General features: G+C 45.8%; 19 protein-coding genes. 11 read left to right on the top strand and 8 right to left on the bottom strand.

Going from position 1 to position 24,970, the window contains the following annotated elements; genetic code table 11:
* From J2I46_RS01570 to J2I46_RS01545, 6 genes are all read left to right on the top strand, one after another.
* Nucleotides 1-1,242, top strand: coding sequence for a hypothetical protein (locus J2I46_RS01570; protein ID WP_207327168.1), 1,242 nt, complete (start codon nucleotides 1-3; stop codon nucleotides 1,240-1,242).
* Entirely contained in the window at nucleotides 1,227-4,718 is a 3,492-nt protein-coding gene (locus J2I46_RS01565; protein WP_207327167.1) for a phage tail family protein, read from the top strand. Before J2I46_RS01570 ends, J2I46_RS01565 begins: the two co-directional genes overlap by 16 nt.
* Nucleotides 4,719-4,742: 24 nt before the next feature.
* The gene (locus J2I46_RS01560) at nucleotides 4,743-7,319 is read left to right on the top strand and encodes a beta-galactosidase (RefSeq protein WP_207327166.1); all 2,577 of its coding nucleotides are present in this window, start codon (nucleotides 4,743-4,745) and stop codon (nucleotides 7,317-7,319) included.
* Between the two features lie 11 nt (nucleotides 7,320-7,330).
* Nucleotides 7,331-7,915: a hypothetical protein gene (locus J2I46_RS01555; protein ID WP_207327165.1), complete on the top strand. Its 585-nt coding sequence runs from the start codon at nucleotides 7,331-7,333 to the stop codon at nucleotides 7,913-7,915.
* A gap of 1 nt (nucleotide 7,916) precedes the next feature.
* On the top strand, nucleotides 7,917-9,491 hold the full coding sequence (locus J2I46_RS01550; RefSeq protein WP_207327164.1) for a hypothetical protein: 1,575 nt from the start codon (nucleotides 7,917-7,919) through the stop codon (nucleotides 9,489-9,491).
* Nucleotides 9,492-9,585: 94 nt separating this feature from the next.
* Nucleotides 9,586-9,810: a hypothetical protein gene (locus J2I46_RS01545; protein ID WP_207327163.1), complete on the top strand. Its 225-nt coding sequence runs from the start codon at nucleotides 9,586-9,588 to the stop codon at nucleotides 9,808-9,810.
* An 11-nt stretch (nucleotides 9,811-9,821) separates the two neighbouring features.
* Here J2I46_RS01545 and J2I46_RS01540 read toward each other — a convergent pair whose 3' ends face one another.
* Entirely contained in the window at nucleotides 9,822-10,958 is a 1,137-nt protein-coding gene (locus J2I46_RS01540) for an RNA-guided endonuclease InsQ/TnpB family protein (protein WP_207327162.1), read from the bottom strand.
* A gap of 665 nt (nucleotides 10,959-11,623) precedes the next feature.
* Between J2I46_RS01540 and J2I46_RS01535 the strand changes: the two genes are divergently transcribed.
* Nucleotides 11,624-14,569, top strand: a complete 2,946-nt coding sequence (locus tag J2I46_RS01535; RefSeq protein WP_207327161.1) for an NACHT domain-containing protein — start codon at nucleotides 11,624-11,626, stop codon at nucleotides 14,567-14,569.
* Nucleotides 14,570-14,741: 172 nt separating this feature from the next.
* Here the strand turns inward: J2I46_RS01535 and J2I46_RS01530 are convergent, their stop codons facing one another.
* The 5 genes from J2I46_RS01530 to J2I46_RS33430 all read right to left on the bottom strand — a co-directional run bounded on the left by J2I46_RS01530 (nucleotide 14,742) and on the right by J2I46_RS33430 (nucleotide 17,056).
* A complete protein-coding gene (locus J2I46_RS01530) occupies nucleotides 14,742-15,110 on the bottom strand; it encodes a S24 family peptidase (protein WP_207327160.1) in 369 nt (122 codons plus the stop codon).
* Between the two features lie 11 nt (nucleotides 15,111-15,121).
* A complete protein-coding gene (locus J2I46_RS01525; RefSeq protein WP_207327159.1) occupies nucleotides 15,122-15,874 on the bottom strand; it encodes an antA/AntB antirepressor family protein in 753 nt (250 codons plus the stop codon).
* Nucleotides 15,874-16,308, bottom strand: a complete 435-nt coding sequence (locus J2I46_RS01520) for a hypothetical protein (protein WP_207327158.1) — start codon at nucleotides 16,306-16,308, stop codon at nucleotides 15,874-15,876. Before J2I46_RS01520 ends, J2I46_RS01525 begins: the two co-directional genes overlap by 1 nt.
* Nucleotides 16,305-16,634: a hypothetical protein gene (locus tag J2I46_RS01515; RefSeq protein WP_207327157.1), complete on the bottom strand. Its 330-nt coding sequence runs from the start codon at nucleotides 16,632-16,634 to the stop codon at nucleotides 16,305-16,307. The genes J2I46_RS01520 and J2I46_RS01515 overlap by 4 nt, the downstream gene beginning before the upstream one ends.
* 215 nt (nucleotides 16,635-16,849) lie before the next feature.
* Nucleotides 16,850-17,056, bottom strand: coding sequence for a helix-turn-helix domain-containing protein (locus J2I46_RS33430; protein ID WP_207327156.1), 207 nt, complete (start codon nucleotides 17,054-17,056; stop codon nucleotides 16,850-16,852).
* A 395-nt stretch (nucleotides 17,057-17,451) separates the two neighbouring features.
* On the opposite strand from J2I46_RS33430, the gene J2I46_RS01505 reads away from it, so the two are divergent.
* Both J2I46_RS01505 and J2I46_RS01500 read left to right on the top strand, forming a co-directional pair.
* A complete protein-coding gene (locus J2I46_RS01505; RefSeq protein ID WP_207327155.1) occupies nucleotides 17,452-18,840 on the top strand; it encodes a hypothetical protein in 1,389 nt (462 codons plus the stop codon).
* A 252-nt stretch (nucleotides 18,841-19,092) separates the two neighbouring features.
* The gene (locus tag J2I46_RS01500) at nucleotides 19,093-20,139 is read left to right on the top strand and encodes a hypothetical protein (protein ID WP_207327154.1); all 1,047 of its coding nucleotides are present in this window, start codon (nucleotides 19,093-19,095) and stop codon (nucleotides 20,137-20,139) included.
* A 61-nt stretch (nucleotides 20,140-20,200) separates the two neighbouring features.
* Here J2I46_RS01500 and J2I46_RS01495 read toward each other — a convergent pair whose 3' ends face one another.
* Both J2I46_RS01495 and J2I46_RS01490 read right to left on the bottom strand, forming a co-directional pair.
* Nucleotides 20,201-21,217 carry a hypothetical protein gene (locus J2I46_RS01495; RefSeq protein WP_207327153.1) on the bottom strand — a complete coding sequence of 339 codons (1,017 nt, stop codon included), beginning with the start codon at nucleotides 21,215-21,217 and terminating at the stop codon, nucleotides 20,201-20,203.
* Nucleotides 21,218-21,235: 18 nt separating this feature from the next.
* Nucleotides 21,236-22,510, bottom strand: coding sequence for a PIN-like domain-containing protein (locus J2I46_RS01490; protein WP_207327152.1), 1,275 nt, complete (start codon nucleotides 22,508-22,510; stop codon nucleotides 21,236-21,238).
* Nucleotides 22,511-22,818: 308 nt separating this feature from the next.
* Here J2I46_RS01490 and J2I46_RS01485 point away from each other — a divergent pair, with 308 nt between their 5' ends.
* Nucleotides 22,819-24,324: a hypothetical protein gene (locus J2I46_RS01485; RefSeq protein ID WP_207327151.1), complete on the top strand. Its 1,506-nt coding sequence runs from the start codon at nucleotides 22,819-22,821 to the stop codon at nucleotides 24,322-24,324.
* A gap of 30 nt (nucleotides 24,325-24,354) precedes the next feature.
* Nucleotides 24,355-24,969: a hypothetical protein gene (locus J2I46_RS01480; protein WP_207327150.1), complete on the top strand. Its 615-nt coding sequence runs from the start codon at nucleotides 24,355-24,357 to the stop codon at nucleotides 24,967-24,969.
* The last annotated feature ends 1 nt before the right edge of the window (nucleotide 24,970 follow it).

Raw genomic sequence — 24,970 nt, 5'->3', positions numbered from 1 at the left:
ATGAGCGTAACACTAGTACATATTCCCTTTGATGAGCAGCCCGGTGCATCGGTAGCGATCAATACCGCGAATACCAACCGGTCAGCGCAGGTTGTTGGCGGAAGCTTTGGTACCGATGGTGGTCATGCTAACCTGCACATAGAGGCAGGGGGCTATGCGCGGGTCTCGGGTTCAGCGCTGTTCAGTTTAGAAAACTCCTTTACGTTCACCGGCTGGGTAAAAGCTGACGCCACGGGCAGCCCAACCAACACGTACCTGATGCTCCGCTTCGCCGGTACTGACCGCATTGTGACGGCGGTACTGGGCAGCGCCATGACCAGCTGGACACTGCTGAAAATTGAGCAGCTGATCAATGGCGCCGACGGCTCTATCTCGATTTCGCTCAATGGCAGCGTGGTTCAGTCGGGGGATTACCCGGCCGGGTGGGGAACGCCGGTGGGTATGGCCCTCTATAACGATGACGTCACCACGGCGACGGGTAACGTCAGGTGGTCGGAGGTACTGGTTGAATCAGAGGTGCTGGTCCGGCCCCAGTTGATTGGACCCGTCTCCTTTGAGATGCTGACTACCCAGCAGCCTACACCGGCAGTACTGGGCAACAGCGTGGCCTATAGTTTGAATGGTCTGCCCTTTGAGCAGTTCGAAATCTACGTCGACGAGTCGCTGGGCGTGATGGATGCCCTCGAACCCAAGCCTCGGCCAACCGCCGACTGGGCGAATGAACACGGGGAGGCCGTGGACCTGTCGACTACCCTGTTTATGCCCCGGGAGATCACGCTCAAATGCTGGATAGACACCGTGAACCCGGCCCAGCTAATGAGCCGCTGGCGAACCTTCACCGCCGAACTCTATAAGTCCCAGACCCAACGACTACAGATCAATGTATTCGATGAGCCTGCGCTGGTCTATGACGTCTATTCACCCAAGGGAACCGTCTTCAACAAGGCGTGGCGCAAGGGGCGTATGGTCAGTACGTTCGATCTGCTGCTGCGCGAACCAGATCCGGTCAAGCGCGTGCTCTCGTTTGTCGGCCCCGGCACAGTTACCCTGACCATCAGCAGTGACAATGCGCTTCAGCTTCACTGGGGCGACGGCCTCCACGACTCGGATGTGTATGGCTCTTCCAAAGAGGTCAGCCACACCTACACGGGTACGGGAACCTACTACATCATCATCGCTGGACTGATCGAGGAGATCACCAGCCTTACCTCTAACGCAACGATGGTATGGCCGCTCTTGTAGTCACGAAACAGACTGGGGAAACGCTGCGGCTGCAGCGGAAAGGGAGCCTGATTACGATCGTTGAGGCCAAACAATCGCGCACGCTCCTGGGTGACGATATGGTAAGCATAACCGTTGAGTCGGCCGAACCCTTAGACTTCGATATCAATGACGCCATCGCCGTTTTCGGCGAACGCTACAGGCTCAACAAAGTACCCTCTGCCTCCCGGGACGACAAGAAGCGGGTGTTGGTCTATGAGCTGGTGTTTTACGGCAGTCAGTACAATCTACGGGACCTGCAGTACTTCAACCTGGATGTGCTGGGCTACAGTAGTGGGGCCGAATTCAGCCTGACAGGTGATCTGGCCCTGTTCGTCTCGGTGCTGATGAACAACATTCACCGGGCCTATCCGGACTGGACGTTAGGCGAGGTCAAACCCAACACAGCGGTCAAAACGTTGACGTTTTCCAACGAAAACTGCCTGGCGGTGTTGCAAAAGCTGTGTAAGGAATATGCGACCGAATTTGAAATGGTCCGGGTTAGCGATAGCAGCTGCACGCTTCATCTACGGCCCGTGGGCAATTTACTGAGCCACGTCTTTGAGTACGGCCGAGGTAAAGGTCTATACGCCATATCGAGGGGAAGTGTTTCCAAAGATTACATCACCCGGCTCTACGCGTTTGGGGGGAACAAGAACCTGCCGACCGGCTACCGAAATAACGCCCCGCAACTCCGCCTGAGCACGGACGGCAGCTGGATTGAAAACGAGGCGGCCAAACAGGCCTTCGGGTTGATCGAAGGCACCATGCAGTTCGAGGATATCTATCCCCACCGCACCGGCACGATCGCCAGCGTCAGTAGTGACGGGCTGAGCTTCACCGACCCGGGCGTGGATTTTGACCTGAATGACTATCTGCAGCCGAACACCACGGCCAAGATGTCGGTAAAAACGGGACCACTGGCCGGGCGGGGTTTCGAGATCAGTTCGTACATCCACGCAACCAAAACGTTTACGATAATTCCGTTCAAAGACGATCGCGATCAGACCTACCCAGCTGCGTCGGTATTTGTACTGGAACCCGGCAACACGTACGTACTGCTCGAAATCATCATGCCGCAAAGCTACGTTGATGCGGCCGAAGCAGAACTGGCCATTGCGGCTAAGAATCACCTGGATGCCAACTGTGCCCCCCGGGTTCAGTACGCCGTGGAAGTATCGGAATCGTATCTGAAGCGCCTGGACGCCTTCGGTTCGGTTACGAATTTCTTCACGCCGGGCGATTACATTCAGATGGTTGATCAGACGCTGAACATAAACAAGACCTCGCGCGTGCTGTCGGTCGAGCGTGAGGTGTTTAACCCCAACCAGTATAGTCTGACCGTTGCCGACTCCTACGAGGTCACCATCATTGAGCAATTACTGGCCACGCAGAGTGAAATCAAAACGATTATCCGGATCAATGACCTGCCCAACTCGAAAAAAGCCCTCTACGGGTGGAAGATCGGTCAGGAACTGCTGGGATTGTTTTTCGATACAGACGGTCAGTTTGATGGTTCTAAAATCAGGCCTGAAACGATTGAGGCGGGTTCGCTGGCGATCGGCGCCAAGAGTCAGCAACTGATTCTAAACGTCGTCATTGAGCCGAACTACAACGGTCTGGCCAACTCGGTTCGGGTCAATGCGGGTAGTCTGACCCACTACACCATCGTTGATTCGGGGCCTAAAACGTGGCAACTATCGGCGCAGGTGACCAGCCTCAACGATAACAATGCCCGCTACATCTACGCCAAGTGTAATCGAACCAACCCGAACGAAGCGCTGATCAGCTTTGATACCGTGCAGCGGAAGGTGGATAGTGACGCCACGTATTATTACTTCCTGATTGGTTACCTCCACACGGTCATCGACGGGGTACGGTTTATTTCGCTGACCTACGGGGCAACGACCATCAACGGCCGGTTCATCCGGACAGGCCGCATTATGAGTGCGGACGGATCAACCTACTTTGATCTGGATACAGGCGAGATTGGCGGGCGCATCATCTTCACTGGCAACGGGGGTGGCGATTCGTCGCTCGAACAGCTGGAGGCTGAATTCACCTACTTCCAGAACGTGACCATTCCCAATATGCGCAAGTCGCTGAAGGGGTTAACCGTCTCGTATTTTCAGGAAACAGATCCCAATACGTGGGCGGAGTACGACCGCGCCAACCATGACGGTGATCAGTGGTACAAGCCATCGACCAAGCAGCTGTTTACCTACAGCAAAACGTCTAACAGCTGGGTACCCAACACAGATAAAACGGCCGTAGCGGCCTACGAGAAAGCCTCTCAGGCGAAAGATACGGCCGATGGAAAACGGCGCAATTTCATTGTTCAGCCTTACACGCCGTACGATGAGGGTGACCTGTGGACGGATGGTACCGACCTGCGCAAGTGTATCAACAGCAGAGGGGCATCACAGCAATTCAACGCCCTCGACTGGGATAGGGCGACCAAATACGACAGTACTAAAACGGTGATCGATGGCGGCATGGTCACCTCTGGCACCATTCAGCTTAGTTCGATTCTGGGCACGATTCGGGCGGGTATCACTGGCGTTGGCAACCTGATCACCTCTGTCCGCTTCTGGGCTGGAGCCTCCTTCGATAACCGGGAATTTGCCCCCTTCCGGGTACTTGATTCCGGCGAGGTGTTTGCCCGCAAGCGCATCGAGATGATGAACGAAAACAACGTTGGGCAGGCGGGTATTTCAGGCTCAAATAGTGCGTTGGATGGGCTGGTGCGATTCTGGGCGGGTAGTACTTGGGAGAATCGGGCTACCGCTCCATTCCAGGTGTTTGCCGATGGGGCGGTACGTATGATCAAGGGGCTACTGGGCAAATTAACGCTCTCGGAGGGTGGTTTGTCGGCTGTCGATGGTGATTCATCTGTACAGCTTGACATCAATAAGCCACTGCCAGGTGTAGCCAGCTTCTTACAGAATATGCGGTCCATCTCTATCACGTCGGACCCAGCCATAAAAGAAAACACGGCCCTGTATCTGGAGGCAGCCAATACGGCAAACCCCGCCTCCATTACCGGTCTTCCTCCTGTCTCGTATGCACTCTACTCGCCCCGTGGCAAGGTAATGACCAATGAAGGCCTGTTCAACGGCCGGGCTGGTAAGTATGCCTACGCTACAGCGAACCGGACTTACATCGTTGACGCGAGGCTGAACGATGTCGTCCCGGTCTACACAGCCAGCGGGCGGCTGGATATCGTCGTATCAGAGACACAATCCATAAAAAATGGCAAGGAAATCACCTTCGTTAACCTGAATGATCAGGTCTCGGACGTCTACCTGAAAGACGTTATTCGGGGTACAGCCAACTATCAGATACAAGGCGGCTGGGTAGTGACCATCATTCATTTTTTCGGCTTCTGGTACGTCAAATCGACCTACAATAACGACTGGCCAAACGATGGCCTGACCCCACCTAACGCAGACCAATAAGCTCACACAATCAACCATACCTATATGGCAAATAGAGGTTTTGCATTTTACCTGGGCGTTGATGGCTCCCCCGTACCAGCCACGGTGCTCACGCCGGGCGTGTTCGTGGTGCTGGAAGACTACCCGGGAGAGCCTGAAGAGGATGCGCTGGAGCGGGTTCGACTGGGCCTGGGCACGCGGCTGACCGTCAGCCAGCTGAGAAACGTCATTGCCCTGCCCACCGGCAGGCCGCTGGTCAACCTGATTGCTACGGCCGTTTCAGCGTCGAAGATCAACATCGGCTGGAAGCGGTTTGCCCTGGCCTTCAGCTACGAGGTGCATCGGTCGACGGATAACGTCACCTTCACCCCCTGGCAGATCGTGCCGCAGGTTGGCCTCAACGACCCGGCCATCAGCGATACCGGCCGGGTTCAGGGCACCATCTATTACTACAAGGCGCGGGCCAGAAACTCGCTGGGTATCGCTATTTCTGAGTGGACAATGACCAGCGCCACCACGCTGGTTGGCCTCGAAGCGATTCAGGGCACGACGACCACCACGCCACTGGCGGGGCTGGAAGGGCTGGCCTACAACGCCACCGTTGGGCTTGACGTCATCAACCTGCTGGTGAACTTCAGCGAACCGATCGAGATACAGGCCAGCAAAAACGGAGAACTGATCACCGGAACCATTCTGGCGGGGAACGCAGGCAAATTCAACCTGGCTACCGACACGTGGCTGGGCTACGACGGACGGATTCGCTTCGACAGGGCTGTGGCTGGGCAGGGTGGCATTCAGGTAGGCGACGTGATTACGCTCAAATTCAGGGCGCAGTCTAATCGCCTCATCAACTACGTCTACACGTGGACGGTGGAAGACGTGACCAATACCAGCCCGGTCGTGTTACCACTAACGGGCACGGGTGGCAACAATACGGACCAGGCGCAGGTGTTTGCCGGGCCACTCACGTTCACGGTTACTATTCCGGACCAGCAGGTAGCCCGGCCACAATCGATCGGTACTACTGCGCTGAATTACGACGTGGGCAGCACAACGCATACGGGTTTTCCATTCTTCGATGCGGTGGATGGAACGCCCGAACCTTCCCTGTCAGCCAGTAACGTCTACTTTGTCGATCGGGGAGGCTCAGAAACGATTGCGGCTACACTGGGCCGGGTACGGGCTGGAGGCGTAACGAAGTATCTGAAATCGGCCGTGACCAATGTACGGCCCATCACTGATCAATTCATCGACCACAACCTATCAGGGACTCGGTCTGGCGGTCTACGGATGTACCTGCAGAATCCCGATCCTGTCACAGGGAAAATAGCCTCGTTTGATGAGGAGATGCTACGGCACAGCAAAGCAGAGGGCTGTAATTTCGCCTACATCCACGTTGCTCAGGGCTGGGTTGAACGTACGGCTATTGGCACCTACGACTGGCGCTTACTGCTCAGTGCCCTGGCCCTGATGCGCGAACTGGGTATGCGGGTATTCCTCCACGTGGATGGGTCACGATCGGAGAATAACAACACCCAAAGTTCAGGGGAGCCATTTATTCCCGATTCGGAACAAATGCGGGATCAGGGCGGCAATCTCTTAAGGGGAGGTGGCAACCGGATTGCCTCTTATGAGTCAACTCTCATGCAGCAGCGGTTCGATACGTTCGTAACGGACGTGCTGAACGAGGTTAAAGAAGCGGGGTATGCTGACCTGGTGGCAGTTACGGCGACCAGCATCTGCACGCAGTTCGAAGCGGAATATACCACGCGTAACACAGTCGGTAGTCAGGAGCAGCTGCCTGCCAAATACGACTTCTCCGCTCCGTCACTGGCCAAGTTTAAACAGCGTGTGCAGACAAAGTACACGGCCAAAGCAGCGCAGGATGGCGTTACGCCGATAGCATCACTGAACTCAGCCTGGGGCACTAATTACAGCAACTTTACTGAGGTGGCTTTCCCATCTATGGGGGCAACAGAAGGGTTTTTCAATCAGTGGCAGTTCGATTTCTTCAATCATCGGCAGTTGAGTATTGTCGAGTTTGAGAACCGTCAACATGCGTTGATCAAGGCGATAAGTCCCAATATCAAAACGGTGGCCGAATTTGGCTCCCTCTATGCGCAGGCTGAGCAGCGGGGTGCCATTGCACTGGCGAACCTGCTGCAAACTGATGGGGTGAAGCAAAACGACGATATCCCCTCACCGTTGAGGCGTTCAATCGCTCTCAGTATGCGCGATTACGCCTCCAACCGGTTTTGTGGTACGGAGATGGATTGCTCTCAGGGCAACAACAACGACCGGCAGAACCAGCTCATTACGTTCTTCCGCGAAGGGGGGCATTACTTCAACCTCTTCAGCTTTTACACCGCCGACCCTCGGAATGGGCCTGATGTGGTAGCCGCATCGAAAACGAAGCTGACCGAACTCTTAACGGGCGTATTTGCCCAAACGCCACTGAACGTACCTGTGGTCAACAGCTATCAGGCCACGATAACGATCTCGGGCAAACGACTGGCCCGCGACTCGTGGGCAGCTGGTAGCGTACAGCCATTCACGGAGTTTGATACGGCCACAGCGAACGGTACCAAACGAGTTCGTGTCAACATCACTCAGGACTTTTAACGCATTACACTATGGTTCTTGAAAACGTACAAGGATACGCCTTTTATATTGGCAAATCCACCGATCCAACCCCGGCCCTGACCGCTTCGAATGTACGGTTCGTGCCTTCCGATCTTCCCACCCGGGCCGAGTGTCAGGCCTGGCTTCGGGCCAATCCGGGCGCAGTGACCTACCCGGTCTCGCAGATCAGCAATGTTCAGGTGACCGGCACCACCGGGGGCGGGCTTATTGACAGCAGCAACATGACCCTTGATGAGTACATGGGTAGTGATCCGGTTTACGGCGAACCCTCACCCCGTCATGTGATGATCGACCTAAGCTTCTTCGACCCACGGATCAGCGCGTTGATTAATGGCGAACGTAACGTCTGGGATGCCAGTAGCAACTACGAACCGGCGGCTGGGAATAAAATTCGCTACAAACTCAACCTGTTCATGGGCTGGGAAATATCAACGATGCCACAGGGACAGTACTTCGTTCGCAATGGCATGGTTACCCAGCTGGTAAAATACGAGGTACCCAACGATGTCGGCCGTCAGGGCTGGTCAGCCAACTCGGTACGAAACGCAACACAAACCTGGTTCTACGAATTATAACATGGCTTTTACCAAGATAAAGCGAATCTGGCCGCTACGCATCGCGTATGGGCACAACCAGACTGTCGTCGCACGGGGTCTGGTCGTTCCACGTCCGCCCGATACCCTGCTAGCGCTGTCGGTCAAACAGAACCGGCCACGTCTTGCCTTAATCACGGCGGGCATGTCTCACGTTGATGAGAATCCGGGTGTTGCCTCGGCATTGCCCCCTAATCAGCGGGCTGGCACGATCCGATACGACATCGTATATGCCTATTGCCAGAGCAAAAACAAGGTTGTCGCGCAATTAACCAAAGAGCAGTGCCGGGAACTGGCCGTAAAAATCTTCAACTCGTTTGCCCGGCCAGCCTATACGACGCTGGTCGATGATGGGGTAAACCCGGACGGCGGGCACGGCATGGGTAGCAGCCAGATGGGTGAGGTACCCAATGGGCTGGGTGCTTACGCCATTCAGCAGGATGAAGCCTCCATGGAGGTAAAGCGTCAACTGGGGCTGTTGCACGAACAATTCGGGCTGCTCTACTTCGATGGCTACAACTCAGATATTCGTTTCAATGCGATGATCATCGACAGCGGTTCCAACGACTTTATGTCCGATGAAGCCTGTCTGGAGTTCATGCGCACCAAGAGCGGTTCAAACAAAAAAACGTTCACGCCCTTCACGGCGTTCGGGGTCGAGTACCGGGGGGAATTAGAATTTTTCCATATGTGCCTTCAAAATTATTACGAAGGCACGGCCGAGCCCGGTGATGTGGTGGGCGGTATCCCGTGTCGGCTCGACATCCTGAAAGGCGCTCAACGGGCGTTTGCCAACGAGAAAAAGCCCGACGGCTCGTACTACCACGATGCGGCCAAACGGGCAAAACTGCTGGATCGTAAAATTGTCTGCTACACCTGGACGACCTACGCCGAGGTGGACAATGCCCACGTTCAGTTGCGCAGCAAGGTTCCGGGGGGATATGTTCAGGATCGGGTCTTCACCCCCGCCGCCCAAACGGAACGGTTAGCCTCCTGCATTGCCGAGATTCTGGGTACGAAGACCGTGTACTGTCAAGAATCGACGAGTCACTATGGTGAAGATTTCAGCGTGGTATCACCCCGGTCAACCCACGAAGGCGTTGAGCAGGGCTATTTCGGAACGAATCAGGTCACCTTCGCCAACCCGGGCAATGATTATGCACCCGGTGTCCCAATGCCCATTCCAAATTTTCCTGTGTCGGACATGGACATTCTCTACGATGCCAGCTACATGGTTAGCAAGGCTCGGGGCTGGGTAGGCCAGAACATCACCGTCAAGTATGCCCGCGTACAGTCGGGTGGTGAGACGGACCTTTGTACGGTGTTGCCGGGTGCATTACATGGGTTCACGCGCGGCAAAGCCAAAAAGGGGATTGCCTATGTATTAGAAGACTTGGTACGCGGACGAATCGGGATCTTCTACCACAACTTTCACCTAGGTCCACACGAGCGGGAACGGGTGTACATCGAAGTAGCCGGGGTGAAAGAGGACCTGGGCATCGTGGAAGGCGGTTTTCCTCATGCCTGGAACGCAAAAATTAACCCATCCAATGTATAGCCTTACCGGGCACGACCACTCTCAGTGACGCTTAATAGTCTATTTTTTTGTAAACTTAAGGCTTCATTGTGAAGCCCAAACCCAACTCATACTTATGGCTCTACTACTTGGGGTTTCCGATTTCGGACTGATGGCCATGCTGCAGCAGATAGCGAAACAACCCATGACCGATTACGCCAACGAGGCGGCGGCCAAGGCGGCGGCGATGCCTCCCCTCCTGCCCAATCAGAAGGGGGTTTTCGTCACCGTCACGGAAAACAGTAAAACGAATGTGTACCTCAAAACGGCGGATGACGTCACCCTGCTTATTGGCTCTTGACACTCCCCAGCTTATGAAAATGAGGATTCTTGTTTCAACGTCGAACTACTGTCCAACTCCGCAAGCTGAGAGACGGTATGCCCTACCGCCCTTTTTTTGATATTGATAGCCGCATTTACATCCCGGTTATGTGCTGACCCGCAAGATGGACAAACCCACTCTCTAACCGAAAGGGTTAAGTCCGTTTTGCGATAGCCGCACCCAGAACAATCCTGTGAGGTATGACGGGCGCTGACTTTCTCAAACGCTCTATCGTACCACTTGGCCTTATATTCTAATAACTGTGTCAGGCCATACCATCCCGCATCACTAATTGACTTAGCAAAATGATGATTGGCTAACATATTCTTGATTTGAAGCTGTTCCACGCTGATCGATTGGTTTTCTCGAATCAGCTTTGTGGTAACTTTCTGCTGAAAGTCTTTCCTTGTGTTGGCTACTTTTAAGTGGGCTAAGGCTAGTCTCTTAATCGCCTTTTTACGGTTGTTGCTCCCTTTCTTTTTGCGGCTTACTGAGCGTTGAAGTCGCTTTAGCTTACGCTCGGCTTTGTAGAGGTGCTTGGGATTCTCAATGACTTCCCCGGCAGAGGTAACCAACAGTGATTTGATACCTACGTCAATGCCAATATGGTTTGTAGTGACTGGTAGTGGTTCGATGTTCGTTTCGACAACCAGACTCAAATACCACCCATCAGCACATTCCCGAACGATTGCCTGTTTGATGCGGCCAACGAAGTCCATTGAGTTGAAGTAGCGAACCTTCCCGAACTTAGGTAGCTGAACATGGGTAGGGGTAATCTTAACCCCCTGATTGAAGGTAAATGATCGGTATTGACCTTTGCGGGCAAACTTGGGAAAGCCGTTCCCCTGCTTAAAAAAGCCTTCGTAAGCGGTGAACACCCGTTCGACTGCATCTTGCCGGGTTTGGGAATAAACTGCTTCAAGCCACGGGTACTCTTTAGCTATAACGGCTAGTTCCTTCTGAATCTCATTCTTGCCAATGGATACCCGGTTATGCTCCCACAGCGTGTTCTTATAGGATAAAGTCAGGTTGTAGATATACCGGCACGCCCCTAACCATTGCCCAAGCGTCTGCTCTTGGGCAATGGTGGGTTTGAGTTTGTAGCGGTATGTCTTTGTCTGATCCATTAAACAAATATATATCGTTTATATATCGTTTGCAAATAATAGCGATATATATTTTCTTTGTTATCATGGCTAAAGAGAAAGAGAAAACAGAGGCATACCTGATCCGAATGACCCCTACCCTTCACGAGCGGGCAACTGAGCAAGCTGAAAGATTGGGGTTGTCATTCGCGGCTTACATACGAACGTTGCTAATTAAAGATTTACCTCCGCTTACAGAGAAGTAGTATATATTGACTAAAAGTCTAGAAATTTTTGCTTTTTTTACCGAAGCCATTTTAGGGTTAAAGCGGCCATAAATGAGCTAGGTTACGTGAGCTTGAAAAACAAAGATGAAAGTCCGCTTAAATAAGCTAATTAAGCGGACTTTCATCCTCTTTACGTTTAAAATTTCCTTTTAATTCAGATCGAACTCTACGTGTAAAGACAATTTACATAGGTAATTGGTTTAAAAGGTTATTATCAAATCTGACATAATGATATTTATCTTTCCCCGAATATCAACTAATAATTCGTAAGATATTTGCCTTAAGAGAGGTCACATTAATCTTTTTTTTAATAAACCATTTGTTTTCTGCATCTGCAAACTAGTTCAGATTATTTTTTGAATTGATTAAGAATAAATAGCATTTACTGATTAACCTTTCAAATTTCTAAAATATAAAATAATGCATAACCTGATTGAATTAGACTGGCAAGTTGTGAAAACTTATCTTCATGATGCACCTGCTATTGTTGCGGTGATATTAAATTCTATAATTTCAATATTGCTTACAATTTCAAGTAAAATCAAGAGCAAACTTGTAACTACATCTAAAATATGTGTATTCGCAGTGGTTCTGTCGCTTGTGTTGTGCATTTTCACTTACACAACATATACTCTTCTTAATTTGATTCCTAATAAGCCAGAAGAAAATGTTTTCCTCTTTTCATCTCTCTTTATAATATTATTCGTTATTACATTTTCTACTCTGTATTTAATAGAAGACAAAACTGCTATGGGCAAACATAGCAACGATATAGATAAAGATATTCCTGAGCCAAATTTCAAAGATCGTATAGCTAGAGTTACAGAAGCGCTTACTTACAATTTGAGAGATATTGATATACAAACTAATTGGAGTACACTAAATTTTGTTCCATTAGATGCAGAAGTAGAATTAAGGACAGAAGGCAATAACAGAACGAGAAAAATAACTGATCTATTAAAAGCAATAAAATATAACAAGCAAGAAAGATTATTTTTAGTAATTGGCGATCCAGGCGCAGGTAAGAGCGTGGCTTTAAGAAAATTATGTCAAGACCTATCCAAAGAAGTAAATAAAACTGGGAAAATACCAATCTACATAAATTTAAAAGAATGGCAACAGCAATGGAGTAAAGATTGCAGACCAGCAGTTCATCAATTAAATGATTTTGTCTTATCAAGTTTAAAGCGTCGCGATACAGTAACTAGTGAATTTTTTGCTAAATATTATGATAGGTTGTATGAGCAAGGTAGGTTATATTTTGTTTTCGACTCCTTTGATGAAATCCCATCAGTACTTGGAGAAGAAGAAAATTCAATTTTAATCAGGCAACTATCAAGCGTGATGCATGACTTTTTAAAGGGAGCAAGACAACAAAAATCTCAAGGAATTTTGGCGTCAAGAATATTCAGACGACCCACCGAAGAGTTTAAATCTAATACAATCCTTGAGATCCGACCCTTTTCTGAAGAAAAAATTAATTCTACATTTTATAAAACTTTGGGATATAGTGAAGAAATAGTAAAGCAAGTTTTTAAAGAACGACTTGATTTACTATCGGCAGCTAGTAATCCATTTACAGCTTCATTGCTTGCTAGCTACGCCAAAGATAATCAAGGAAAACTACCGCAAAATATAGTAAATTTATATGAAAGTTATTTTGAGGGTGCTTTGAATAGCTCTAGTGAGGTAATGAAAGAGCATAATTTGACTATTCCATTAGTCGAAGAGGCCTCAGTCTATATTGCGAACCTTATGTTCACTGAAGTTGGATTAGAAGTAAAAATTTCATTTCTCAAAGAACGATTACCGCTAAAATATAAACTACTTATTGATGGTGTGCTTGATGTATTGCAGTTCGCTAGAATTGGGAGAAAAAGTCGAGAAACTGGTATGTTTAGTTTTTCACATAGACGTTTTTGCGAATACTTTGTCGTAAAAAGTATAGTGAATAGCGGTTCCACTTTGCGTTTAGAAGACATACCAAAGGATTCTCAATGGAGAGATGCCCTTGTAATGTATTGTCAAGTTGCAAATGAGGATCAAGTTGAATATATAGCAAAATACTGTTGGAATATTGTAGAACTTAATAACGATCCACAAAATTTAGAATCTATTCATTGTATGCGGTTCTTGCGCGATGCTTTTCGGGTACGTAAAGAACCATTAAATTCTTTTAAAGACAAATTATCTAACTATATTTTAGCTCAAATAAGTCCCAATAAAAGTATGCTGACAGCAAAATTAGCCGTGGAATGTTTAGGCTTGCTTTCAGAAAAAGACATCGATACTGGCGCAGCGAAAGCTATGTCAACCAACAATACTTGGCTTATTGAAAACTCAACAAAAGCTTGCAGAAACTTAACATTGGTAAGTGATGAATTATATATTAATATGCGAGATGCCTTAAGAAGTTTTGATATATCTTTTTATTATAAAGTAGATAATGATTTGTTATTTTCTTTAAGTTTATCTCCTTCAATGAAGAGAGTAAAAAAATCATATATATTTTATATAGTCGATTTCTGGTTAATTATGTTTATGTGCATTGTTAATCCTTATATAAGTATAGCATTGTCCAAAGGTGAAGATACTTTATTATATCTTAGGTATATTTTCATTTTAATATTTGCCTATTTAGTCTTTAAATATACATATAATATTCAAAAAAATTTCTTACGGACTATACTTGCCCTTGCTTCAATAGTAATAATTGTGGACTCTTCAGCCACTATTAAGCATACCCCGATTTACTTTTCATTATTATTCTTTTCTTTAACACTTTTTTCTATTCATGTGTTTCTCAGTTATCCTAAAACTAAAGTAACAGTAAATGACTTACTTAGTCTTATGCTGAAAGCCTTAATTTATATTCTATTTGTAATTTTTACTCTTTCTTTATTCTTCGGTGCCTACAAACTAATTAATTTTTTACTGTCAGATAAAAGTATAGATATATTAATCTATATAATCACAGCGACTGCGATCATTTTCTTTTTTGTTTTAGTTTATGGTTTTGTGAAAAGAATTATTTATGTCAGAAGTATTTTTGACAAAATTAATAATGATCGATGTAATGAACGTTACTATATACAAGAAGTTATTTATGATCTTTATGAGGGGGATATATCGAAAACTGACTTACTTATTTCATCAGGTAATTTATCCTACCATGAATTTTCTAAACGATTTGTTTCAATTGTTTCGGATTATTATACCTCAAAATTTATCACTTATCTCGAAGTGAATATCAACTCAGTTAACGGAAACTGGATAAATAATGATTTATTTTTAGTGTCAAATAAAAATAAACAAATTGAGCGCTTAGCTCGACTAGAAGAAAAGTGGCTAGGAATGAATAGATGAAAACATTCATTCCTCCTTATTAACTTAACATTGGTCAGCCAGTCGAGCACTTAAAGATATTCTCCAATCTTACATTTACTTGTTTGAGCCATTTAGCAGCACAGAATAATTAAATGCCAAATTGTATAAGCAACAAGCACCGATTAGTAGCTGGTGCTTGTTGCTTATACCTCTAACTCTCTTCAACAAACCGCCATTTCGGTACGGACACCTCAATCAAATCACCTAGCCTGATAGGATCATACGGATTGTAGGCCGGGTTGATGGCGCTGACGTGAATAACACCATCTATGATCCCGTCAAATCGTTTGAATACATTGGTGTAATGGGGGTGCGTTTTCACGCTGAAGATGTAAGCTTTACCCGGCTCCAATGCCTCAACCGTAGTGACATCACAGAACAGGTAGCCCCCCGTTTCGTAAGCTGGAGCCATTGACTCGCCCGCTACTTGCGAGTACAGATCACACTCCCCGTACAGACGACCGTTGTTCCAGTACAACAGCCGCCCCTTAAGCGACTCGTCGTTTTTCAGTAAGTTCATGCTCCTAGGGGTTAATCGGTGTATGCCAGTTCAGCCATAATCAGCGCGTACAGCCGGTCTAAATACCCGTAGCGTTCGACCGCATCCAACAGGCTCTCGCCGCTTCGCCGGGTCAGCATGTAGACGTTCAGCCCGTAAACAGTCTGCAAGCGGTTGTAGAGATACCGATAGGTCTCTGACTGTTGGGCGCCGAAGCGTTCACAGTAGGCGTTAACCTGCTGGTTGACCTGAGCGCGAAGCGGGGCATTTCGAAGGGGCTCGTTTCTGGCTGGTCGAACCCCGGGTAGGGCTGACCTGGAACGGGCAGGCGTGCCCCCGGCCTGTAGTTGCTGCACATCGGCTCGCAATTGCGCCAACTGGCTTTGCTGGTTGGTCAAAAGCTGGGTTTGTTGCTGGGCTAATTGAAGTAACAGGTTTTCCGTAGAGGTCAAGGCCGGGGCTTGCAAAGCCTTATTCTTGATCGCCTGAAACCAGCGCCTTACCTCCTCCCCCTTCTCCGTACGGGCCAACATGCACAGCCGTTCGGCAAAATCAGTGGATAGGGCATAGTCCGTTATCTCTACCTGCGCCCCGTTGCCTCTATTCGTCTTAATGACTAGTTGTTGCCAGTCAATGCCTTGCAGCGCAAAAGGGTTATTAATAATGTTCTTCTTCGACCAGCGGGCAAACAGCGTATCATTGTAGCCAAGCGACTCGTATAGCTCGCGAGCCGACACCACCGACGAACCTTGTTCATTGGTAGTAAGCTGAATGGGCGCATCCATTACCGGGTAAAGAGCTTAGTTACCTTATCCGTGTAATACCGCTCATAGTGCCCTTCGGGGGTTGGCGTGTAGCCTGTATTGCCTAAAGATTGAATAATGGCAAAGTTTTCAATAGCCACATTTTGTAGCCCAATAACTAATTCGATTAGCGTTTCGTCGCATAAATCAAGACTCGCCAATAGTACCCCCGCTTCGATAAGTGATTCTTCGTCACTATCCTTAACTGCTCTGACCAAATACTGATATAGGTTACGCTTGTATTCGGTTATAGCCCATCCAATTAGTTCTGCTTGGGATGTTCCGTATCCATCACCTGTTTTACCGGTGCCCACGGTAAGAGAGAAAGAGCTGCGAGCTAATGGCTGTTTTGTGACCGGCTCCGTAGCCGCTGACGAACCTTGTACGTCGCTGGCTGGTTGCTGTGGCTGGTTCATGCCCGACGCTCGTTTAACTCGGTAGCCAGAATTGACAACTCGCTCAGCTTGGCGAAACAGAGACTTCTAATGTTCCTGATTAGCTCATTGAGCGTACCAAGATTGGCCTTTGTGGTAGGATGTCCCGTGTCGTCCTGGGCGAGAAAATCCCGAAAATGTACTAGTGCCGCCTGTACTAGTTCGACCTCCGAGGGAATATGATTGCCGCTTACTGTTTCGGCCTGAACGACCAGGAGCGGGAGGTTGATTGTGTCGGCAGATTCAGCCGTTGACACAATAGGGGTTGCAACAGGTTTAGCCTGTGCGTAGTTTTGCCGTGTGTTCATTTGAACTTAGCGGTTGAAGTGATACATGGCCCCCATTCGCTCCTATCTGCCAAGAAACTAGCGTTGGGGGTTTTTTATGTCTAATCAATTAGCCAGTCTACCGTTAATTGGCGGGGCAACCTTACCGGTACTATACCGCTTTTTCCGTTGGCTAAATGATATACAAATATATTGAAAACATTTGATATTACAAATGTTCGTGATCAAAAAAAGGGCTACATAATCAAATCAACTAGTTCCACGTCAAGGGATTTAGCTACTCTCTCTAACACCTCTACACTAAAATTCTGCCTCCCTGCTTCATAATTAGCAAAAGTCGATTGAGTTAGCCCCAGCTTACTGCCAGCCTCTTCCTGCGTCAGTCCCTTTGCTATCCTTATAGCTTTAATTCGCTCACCAATACGTTTCTTTATGTCTGACACTTCGCTTACAGTTAAAATCCATGTAAAGTTATCTATATTTTCGACGCGTTAGAATCTTACGATTAAACACTGGTTATAATCAATTACAATTACACACACTACATGCCTTGCTTGTTACCCCTGTTACGTGCATAGAAGATAGCTAAGGACTGAGGAGAAGTTACTAGCCTTACAAATAAGTAGCAATTCTCATGCTTAAGTGAATAATTGAGGTATATCCACGGTTAAAAGCAGAATGGAACGATACTATAAAATGCCATGATTAAACGATAATAGGGATATACACTTCTAAATGAATCATTTCAGTATCAATCAACCACATCAGGTTGAATTAAGACTACGATTTACCTGTTTAAATATAAACTTAAGCATTCAGTAAAAATACTAAATTTCACATGGATTATTTCGACAAGCAAAACGAACTGCTTTATCAACATTTAGAAGAGCTATTCTCAATCAGCAAGGCGCATCGTTGGGAAGATGTATCTAAAAATATTACCCTTTGGAAGGTAAAACGTATCTATAGGATTTTTGCCGAGTTATTTCCTAGAAAATTCAATTATTCTTTAGAGCTAGAAAAAAGTAAGGATTCTTTCTCAAGTATACATTACGGAGCTTTAAAGGGGCATAGTATAATAAATGAAGTAGTCCGTTTTTCATTGTACTCCGATAAAATAATAGTCTTCCACCCTCTTCAAAACCCTGCTATAACAAATTCTAATTTAAATCCTGGACGGAATCCTAAACTATGGTTACCAGATTTTCTAGAAGCATTATATTTTTACATAGTGCTGCATAAATGGGTCAAAGCTGGTATTGTTAAATTGATAGTAAATCCCTATGAGTACGACTTTGATATAAGAAAAAAGATAGATGCAGAAGCTATAAAACGCGTATCCGCCTTATACGATCTTCCTGAGTTTGCTGAGCTGACATTGAGAAGGTCAACTGGTTATATGGCAGAGCAGTTCGCTACTGGAATGAAAAATAAGAGCAAAGAACAGATCATTGAACTATTACTTGCAATGAATACGCCTATTTTCACAGTGGATGAAGCTGAAACATTGGCCGTTGAGATTTTAAACGTAAAAGAAATAACAAATCCACTTTATAAAAAACTGCCTATATCATTTAAAAACTCAGAGACTATAAATACAATAAGGGGCGGCGGTGGCCCTTTGGAATCTATATTATTAATTAGCGAATTAACCCAAGGCAATATATATACGCCTGCAGAAGAGCATTGGTTTCAGATTAGAAAGGCGGGACTTAATGATTTTTGGACAAAAGCAAATCATTTGTACTCCGAAGTGCCATTAAGCTTTCTAGATAGCGTTGATACAAACTTTGCCCTGCGTATCAGACAAGAAGAAAGACTATCAGGAGTTAGACAACAATTAAAAAAGATTTACACTGAATTGGGGGGAATGGATGTTGATAAAATGAGTGAGACCAAAATAAAATTTATCCAAGAAGGATTTGTAGACGAAGTTAGAAAAGCAGAGGCAGAATGGAAGGAAATAGAGAGACAGGCAAGTATAGACAGACACTATTGGGCTGTAACTAGCGCGGTAGCTGCTGCCCCTATAATTGCACAAGGGACTGCATCTATTATTTCTTTGGCAGTGGCCTCCGCTACTACTGCTGCTTGGGTTTACAAAAGTTTCTCTTCTGTTAAAGAGAAAAATAAACTACAGCGTATAAAAAACCCCGTATCTGTTTTTGTCGAAGCAAAAAACAAAAATCAGGGATATTTTAGCGCACTTAAAAATTGTATTTTTTAAAAAAAGTTATTTTATTTATTAACTTTTAAGTCAGCTTAATACTCTATCGACCTACTATGAATTACTTATCTGCTTCAAAATAGTGTATAATGAAGGGTTAGTTATGTATATGTCGCACTAAGACAATCCGCTCCTAAAACTCATCTGATTGATTTTTTTGCCAAACATAAAATGATTAGATTCACTTCTGTGTTTTCAGATAGTACCTAGAAAACTGGTTTAATGAAAAAAAGTTAAATTAAAATCAACAAAATGAGATTTTTCAAATATTTATATTGGTGTTTTTCTACCAAGAATAGGTTCGTCTTTTTTATATTTCTAACATATCTTTTAACAATATTAACTTTTTCACTATTTTATCAACACTTATTAAATCAAGATGCAAATAATTCAAATAAGCAGAACCCACATTTTATAATTAACCCAGATGTAACTAAAGCCAAGATAAGGCAAGATAGCTCTTTATATATTGCTCTCATCAACGAGGACTCTTTAAAAGAATCAAAAACTTCACAGAAAATAGATTCAATCAACAAAAACTTACCCACCGTACTATTAAATAGAATCGCAACGTATAAAAACAATGGTTGGCATTTAAAAAAGGAGATTACTCAGTCTTTTAAAACGATTAGGGATACTCTTAAGAGTAAAATAATAATACCATACTCTGTTAGTAGTAACCATACCTATTATAGTGATGTAAAATTTAACTCGTTTTACGTACTGCCTAACGGACTAACCTTAGTGAATCTAATTACCCTTAGGCGTCAAGGACTAATGTCTAGCGAGTTGAGTCTGCATTATCAAAACAAGAAATTATCAATGTCTTTTGTTTCTTATAGAAACAATTCTATTGAAAATGAGAACTTTATGTACAATAAGAATAAAATGATTGTCAGTAGATGGATAAACGCTTACTATGGTCATATTATAAGAAGTCAATTTGACCTTCTTAGTAACGATGTCCTAGTGAGAGGGGAAGACCTTACTAAGCTATACAGCTTCCAAGAGGAACAGCTTAAAACAAGAAGAAGTATCTCGTTAAACAAACGCCACCTTTTACTACTTAAAGAGCCTGAGTGGAATTATCGGGACATCCTCTACTTTACAGTGATTTCGCTTTTTGCCAACAATTATTCAGACATTTATCCCAATGATACGATAACTAGACAAGCCATTTTAGCTGAATTTGTAATAGTTTGGTTTCTAACAATATGCTGCATCTCTATCGAACCGGAGAAGTTATTCTTTATTCGGAAATGGAAAGAGAAGCATACAAAATGTAAGCAAGCTAGTTAATTAAGTCAACCTTAAAAGCTTTATAATAAAAACCATTTACAGGATTAATGTGACTATTATTCTAAACTGACTTGCTTGGTATTTTTAAAGCCCACGTATATCCCATTGCACTATCTATTCTATCAATCAAGATTTTTGCAAAATCGTAATGTCGCCGCAAAACGTCTGGGTTCAATTCTAATCCAGTATGCGCAATTTTATTTCGAGTAGTAGTCATGTCGTGAATAGTGACCAACTCTTCTTTAGAAACCATATCAAGTATGATCTCTTTATTTATGTATTGATCGTACAACTTTTTTAGTTCAGGCGACTGGATGTTGTCAATCAAATAGACCGTTTCAGGTTTCTTATGCGTGATTAGTGACTTCGTGGCTACCTCAATGGATGAATACATCATGATGTAACTACTTCTAGCCTTATCAGTATACAATAAACTGTGGGCTTCTGCCAGTAACTCGTGATGTAAGGGTATTGCTCTACCCGTGTTTTGTATGCGGTAAAAATCATTGAAGTCATCAACCGTGATCAGACTAAACTCTTCTGGCTTTACTCGTAAGAGATCGCCCATCATCCAGTGCGGTTCAATATGGTTATCACCATAGAACTCATTGACCTTCCACTCCCACTGCTTCACAATTCTAGACTTGTAATCGCTGTCAAGCTTATAGCCCTTACGCCAGGATAAATATTTAATTATCCCATCACAAAGCTGTAAATTATACTCTTTTAGCTTAGTAAAATCTTGCGTGGGTATAGGCGGGGGTGGATAGTCCTGCTTAGTTGAAGCCATTCGCTCAACGGCATTTTTACTTAAAGTAATTTCGATCTCATAAACTGCTTTTAGAACCAAGTAACTATATGCTCCTTCTTTTAAGGCGATATAATCACCTTCGTCCTTTCCCGTAAAATCGACATATCCTTTAACTGTGAGATGGGTTAAGCTACTTGGGCTACTCTTTAATAAAGAAGGATCAAGTGAGAACTCATTAAATTCGAAAAATTCCTGCAAAGGACTGTCAGCCGACAACGTGAAGGTTATAGTTAGTTTAGCGATTTTTCGCTCTATGGTTTGTCTCATACATTCCACACAAATTATTTATATATTTTTATATATATGTTCAAGCATATCAACTGCTGCCCTTAATCTTTCCAAAAGCTCTAAAATATGTTCATGGGACATTGAATCAATCATTACTCTGTCATTTGAGTGTAAAAATAAATTCCTGAAATGCGCAAGAGTTTTGTATTCTATCATGAATTGCTGTGATAAAAAACCTCTTTCAATAAACGCACCTATAAGTATTATAAGTGGAACAGTACCAAAATTATCCATACCAATAAATTCACCAATTGATCTTGCATACCTTTCAAAACCAATAAATTCATATATAAAATCTACCTCTTCATTTGATTGCTGAGAATAATATTCTTTTTTTACAATAAGAGAATTAAAATGCTCTTTCAAATAACTATCAAAGAATCTCTCTGCGTCAATTATAAATAGGTTGTGACCTGTTGCCAAAAAGACTATTTGTACATAATGACTATGGGGCTCTTTGTCTTCTTTTAACCAATCATTCTTAGTAGAATCATAAGTCAAAAAGATGGCATCTTTATCATTCGCCCTTATGCACAACACCATTTCATGAAACAACAAATAATCGCCATATGGATTTTTCGGCTTCTTTGTTATGTCACCTAAACCGGGGAAAGCTACTTGTGGTCTTGTTGCTTCATTCTTAATATTATTAGGATCAATATTTTTTTTAAGGTTATCAAATTCCGTTTTTAAGAAAGTTATGTCGGATTCGGGAAGCGGATCTAAAAGCTGCATTTCTCGAGTTAACGACAGAAGCCTGTCATTATTCTTAGCAGAATCAATTTTATCGTTTAAACTATTTATCTCTTTTTCTAAAGTATCTTGTAACTTATCAGCATCATCTTGTAATTTCTGAATCTTCTTGTCAAATTTTGGAAGATCATCGAAAAGCTTTTTATTTTTATTGTAATATTGTTGTATAGAATTTGCTATCGATTCTTTATAAGACTTACCTAAACTTTTCAAGGTCTCGTTAAAAAATCCTTCAATAACGTTTTCTCTATTTTTGACAAATTCTTTTTGAACTTGATTTGTTAATATGATAGATTCCTTATTCGTCTCAAAAAAATCAAATAAACTTCTTCTCTTAAAGAATGAAGTCTCATAATATCGCAACAATACATTCGTATCTATAAAAATTGGAATTCCACTTTCGAGTTTGATAGCACCGGGCAATTTCTCTTTATAGTCCCTTAAAGAATCAATATAAGAAACTAGATCAAGCTCTTTAAGCTTTTGGCCAAAACTATACTTTCCAATTTCTGAGGGCATAAGGCTAAGAACTTAAGGTGTGCTTCTAGCAAATAACCACCTTACAAGTCACTCTTCCTATACTTATTTCACGAATTGACTAGCCGGTAAGTGTCTTTCTCTTATTTACCTGGCTTATACCCGCTTTATCTTGAATTGATCTGCTTCACTTAATGCGTTCACGGCGGTTAGAATCGGCCTACGAATCAAGCTGATTTTGAATATCTTTGGGGCTAGAAGGACTTCATAATGAAGTCCATAAAACATTCAATTCTGTCGCTTATTCTTAGATGTTGAAAAGCCCAACGTCCTAATTTTTCAATCCTAACATGAAACAGCTTACGTTCCTTCTACTGGCCTTACTGGCCCTCACTGCCCCGGCCCAGACCATCAAGGTCGACAAAATTGTCGAGGTCAACGGTACGCCCAAATACCGACTGGTTACAGGCTCCACTCTGAAAGATTTTCCGATTTCCGTAGGCCCTAAAGGGGATAAAGGCGATACCGGGCCGCAAGGGCCAGCCGGGCCTGCGGGTAGTGGAGGCTCTTCCAATCCGTTTTTCGACGTCATCTTCCCCACGACGGCCGCTGAGCTGAATGCGGCCATTGCTAACTGTACCAAGCCGGTCCTCTACGTGGGCGGCTCCAGTCTGAGCATCAATCAGACGCTCGTGGTCAACAATAAGGCCAAGCTTCAGATTATAGCCTTCGACATGGACGTGACCCTGACCAGCTGGAACAACGGTGAGCAGGGCATCATGCTGGATCTGCGAGGTACGCTCTCCAACGTCACTATTCACGGTTTCCGCTTCAACTGCCTCCTGCCTGCCAGTTCGGGCGATGGGGGTGGTTACGGGCTAGTGGCAGCGCGGGGAGGGGTGTGTCCATCCATCGATGGGCTGACGATTCAGGACTGCTATTTCACAACCCCGAATATTCATCAGAATGCGATCGCACTGGTCTGCGTCGGATGGGGAGGGTACGGTACCCGTACCAACGTGACGGTTCGCAACTGTGTGGGTGAAAACGTGAAGCGGTTCTTCTTCGAGGTGCACAACCAAGAGGTATTTGATACGGATGCCACGCCACGGTACAGCAACATCGTTGTCATTGACTGCCGGGCTAGAAACCTGGGAGCCGCAGGCGTCAAATCACCAGGCGTAGCCACCGATGGGGGTATGTTTTTTTCCGCCGATGGGGCCGGGCGAAACAACAAGGTGATTCGCTGTCAGGTAACGAATCCTTATTTCGCCGCCTTCGAAGCGGTGGGTACCAGTGACGTGGAGTTCACCGACTGCAAGGCAGATTACGAGACAGGCTATACCGCAAATTTTGCAGGATACTCATTTACCGATGGCAACCACGGTGCCGCCTTTGGCCCCAAGCGTGTCAAGGTGTCGGGGGGCTACGTGCGTTGCACCGGGCGGGGGTATAACCTCACCGAAGGCGGAAGCCACAGTTTCTACGACGTGACGTTCAAGTCTAACCAGGGCAACACACTAGTCCGCACCTCGGGCAACGAATTCAGGAAGTGTGAATTCATCGGCGTCGCCACCAAGGAAGCCCTGCATTACTTCAATAATGCAAATAGCAACGTATTCACGGATGGCTATATGGGCAACGAAGGCATTCCCAATGACCAGACAGGTGGGCGCTGTACCATCGTACTGGATAACGGATCGTCCAACAACCGGCTTTTCTACCTCCGCCACTTCCAGGAGAAACGGACCAACGGAGACGGAGATTTCTACGAGGCCACGTACCTGAATTTCAGCGGAGGCTCCACCAATCAGGTGCTGTATAACCAATCGAACAACCCCAGCCCCGGCTTCTAAGGCTTTCACCAACCCCAATCTCTCCTAACAATGAGAACGTACCTATTTTTACTCTGTATGCTTGCTGGCTTAACCAGCTTCGCCCAGCCGGTTCAACCAAAAGCCGTCAGGCTCTACCGGGTCAATGACCAGGTGGTCATTGCCGATTCCCTCGGGGCAGCACCAACCTCCTACCCAACCTCGCAGGTCTCTATCCGTAGTTTCCGCAATGTGATCGAAGTGGCGGTGGGTTCGGCCTCGGTCTACTACCGCCCTGATCAGCTGCTCAACGCGGCGGGTGTGGCCTATGGCAATACGGTAACGTCGGCCATCAATACGTACCTGGCCACGATCCCCTCGACCGGCTCCAGCACGGTAAGCACCTCAACGACTGCCACCTTCGGCACGGTTCAGCCCCTGATCGTCGATTACACCACCTCGGCCACCATTACGACCACCAGCGTGATCGATTTGCTGATTGAGAACGTCGGTACCGGCACGGCCAGCATGACCTATGCGGGGGTAACCTATAGTCTGGCCACGGGTGATCAGCGCCGGTTCTTGGCCCGAACCGATCCGACTAGTGGAAAGCTGACCCCTTACCCATCTATCACTGTCAACGGTACTGCGTCCACCGTACGCGTTGTGAAAATCCTACAACAGTAAT

The sequence above is a fragment of the Fibrella forsythiae genome (assembly GCF_017353175.1).
In the GTDB taxonomy this organism is placed as follows: domain Bacteria; phylum Bacteroidota; class Bacteroidia; order Cytophagales; family Spirosomataceae; genus Fibrella; species Fibrella forsythiae.
Note: the sequence above shows the minus strand (reverse complement) of the source record. Positions and strands in the feature narration are given on the sequence as shown.

Bases quoted from the DNA above. Each gene is read 5' to 3' on its own strand.
- J2I46_RS01550 (WP_207327164.1), top strand. From the start codon at position 7,917: ATGGCTTTTACCAAGATAAAGCGAATCTGGCCGCTACGCATCGCGTAT.
- J2I46_RS01565 (WP_207327167.1), top strand. From the start codon at position 1,227: ATGGCCGCTCTTGTAGTCACGAAACAGACTGGGGAAACGCTGCGGCTG.
- J2I46_RS01480 (WP_207327150.1), top strand. From the start codon at position 24,355: ATGAGAACGTACCTATTTTTACTCTGTATGCTTGCTGGCTTAACCAGC.
- J2I46_RS01540 (WP_207327162.1), bottom strand. From the start codon at position 10,958: ATGGATCAGACAAAGACATACCGCTACAAACTCAAACCCACCATTGCC.
- J2I46_RS01515 (WP_207327157.1), bottom strand. From the start codon at position 16,634: ATGAACACACGGCAAAACTACGCACAGGCTAAACCTGTTGCAACCCCT.
- J2I46_RS01500 (WP_207327154.1), top strand. From the start codon at position 19,093: ATGAGATTTTTCAAATATTTATATTGGTGTTTTTCTACCAAGAATAGG.
- J2I46_RS01520 (WP_207327158.1), bottom strand. From the start codon at position 16,308: ATGAACCAGCCACAGCAACCAGCCAGCGACGTACAAGGTTCGTCAGCG.
- J2I46_RS01525 (WP_207327159.1), bottom strand. From the start codon at position 15,874: ATGGATGCGCCCATTCAGCTTACTACCAATGAACAAGGTTCGTCGGTG.
- J2I46_RS01495 (WP_207327153.1), bottom strand. From the start codon at position 21,217: ATGAGACAAACCATAGAGCGAAAAATCGCTAAACTAACTATAACCTTC.
- J2I46_RS01560 (WP_207327166.1), top strand. From the start codon at position 4,743: ATGGCAAATAGAGGTTTTGCATTTTACCTGGGCGTTGATGGCTCCCCC.
- J2I46_RS01570 (WP_207327168.1), top strand. From the start codon at position 1: ATGAGCGTAACACTAGTACATATTCCCTTTGATGAGCAGCCCGGTGCA.
- J2I46_RS01545 (WP_207327163.1), top strand. From the start codon at position 9,586: ATGGCTCTACTACTTGGGGTTTCCGATTTCGGACTGATGGCCATGCTG.
- J2I46_RS01555 (WP_207327165.1), top strand. From the start codon at position 7,331: ATGGTTCTTGAAAACGTACAAGGATACGCCTTTTATATTGGCAAATCC.
- J2I46_RS01490 (WP_207327152.1), bottom strand. From the start codon at position 22,510: ATGCCCTCAGAAATTGGAAAGTATAGTTTTGGCCAAAAGCTTAAAGAG.
- J2I46_RS01530 (WP_207327160.1), bottom strand. From the start codon at position 15,110: ATGAACTTACTGAAAAACGACGAGTCGCTTAAGGGGCGGCTGTTGTAC.
- J2I46_RS01535 (WP_207327161.1), top strand. From the start codon at position 11,624: ATGCATAACCTGATTGAATTAGACTGGCAAGTTGTGAAAACTTATCTT.
- J2I46_RS01505 (WP_207327155.1), top strand. From the start codon at position 17,452: ATGGATTATTTCGACAAGCAAAACGAACTGCTTTATCAACATTTAGAA.
- J2I46_RS01485 (WP_207327151.1), top strand. From the start codon at position 22,819: ATGAAACAGCTTACGTTCCTTCTACTGGCCTTACTGGCCCTCACTGCC.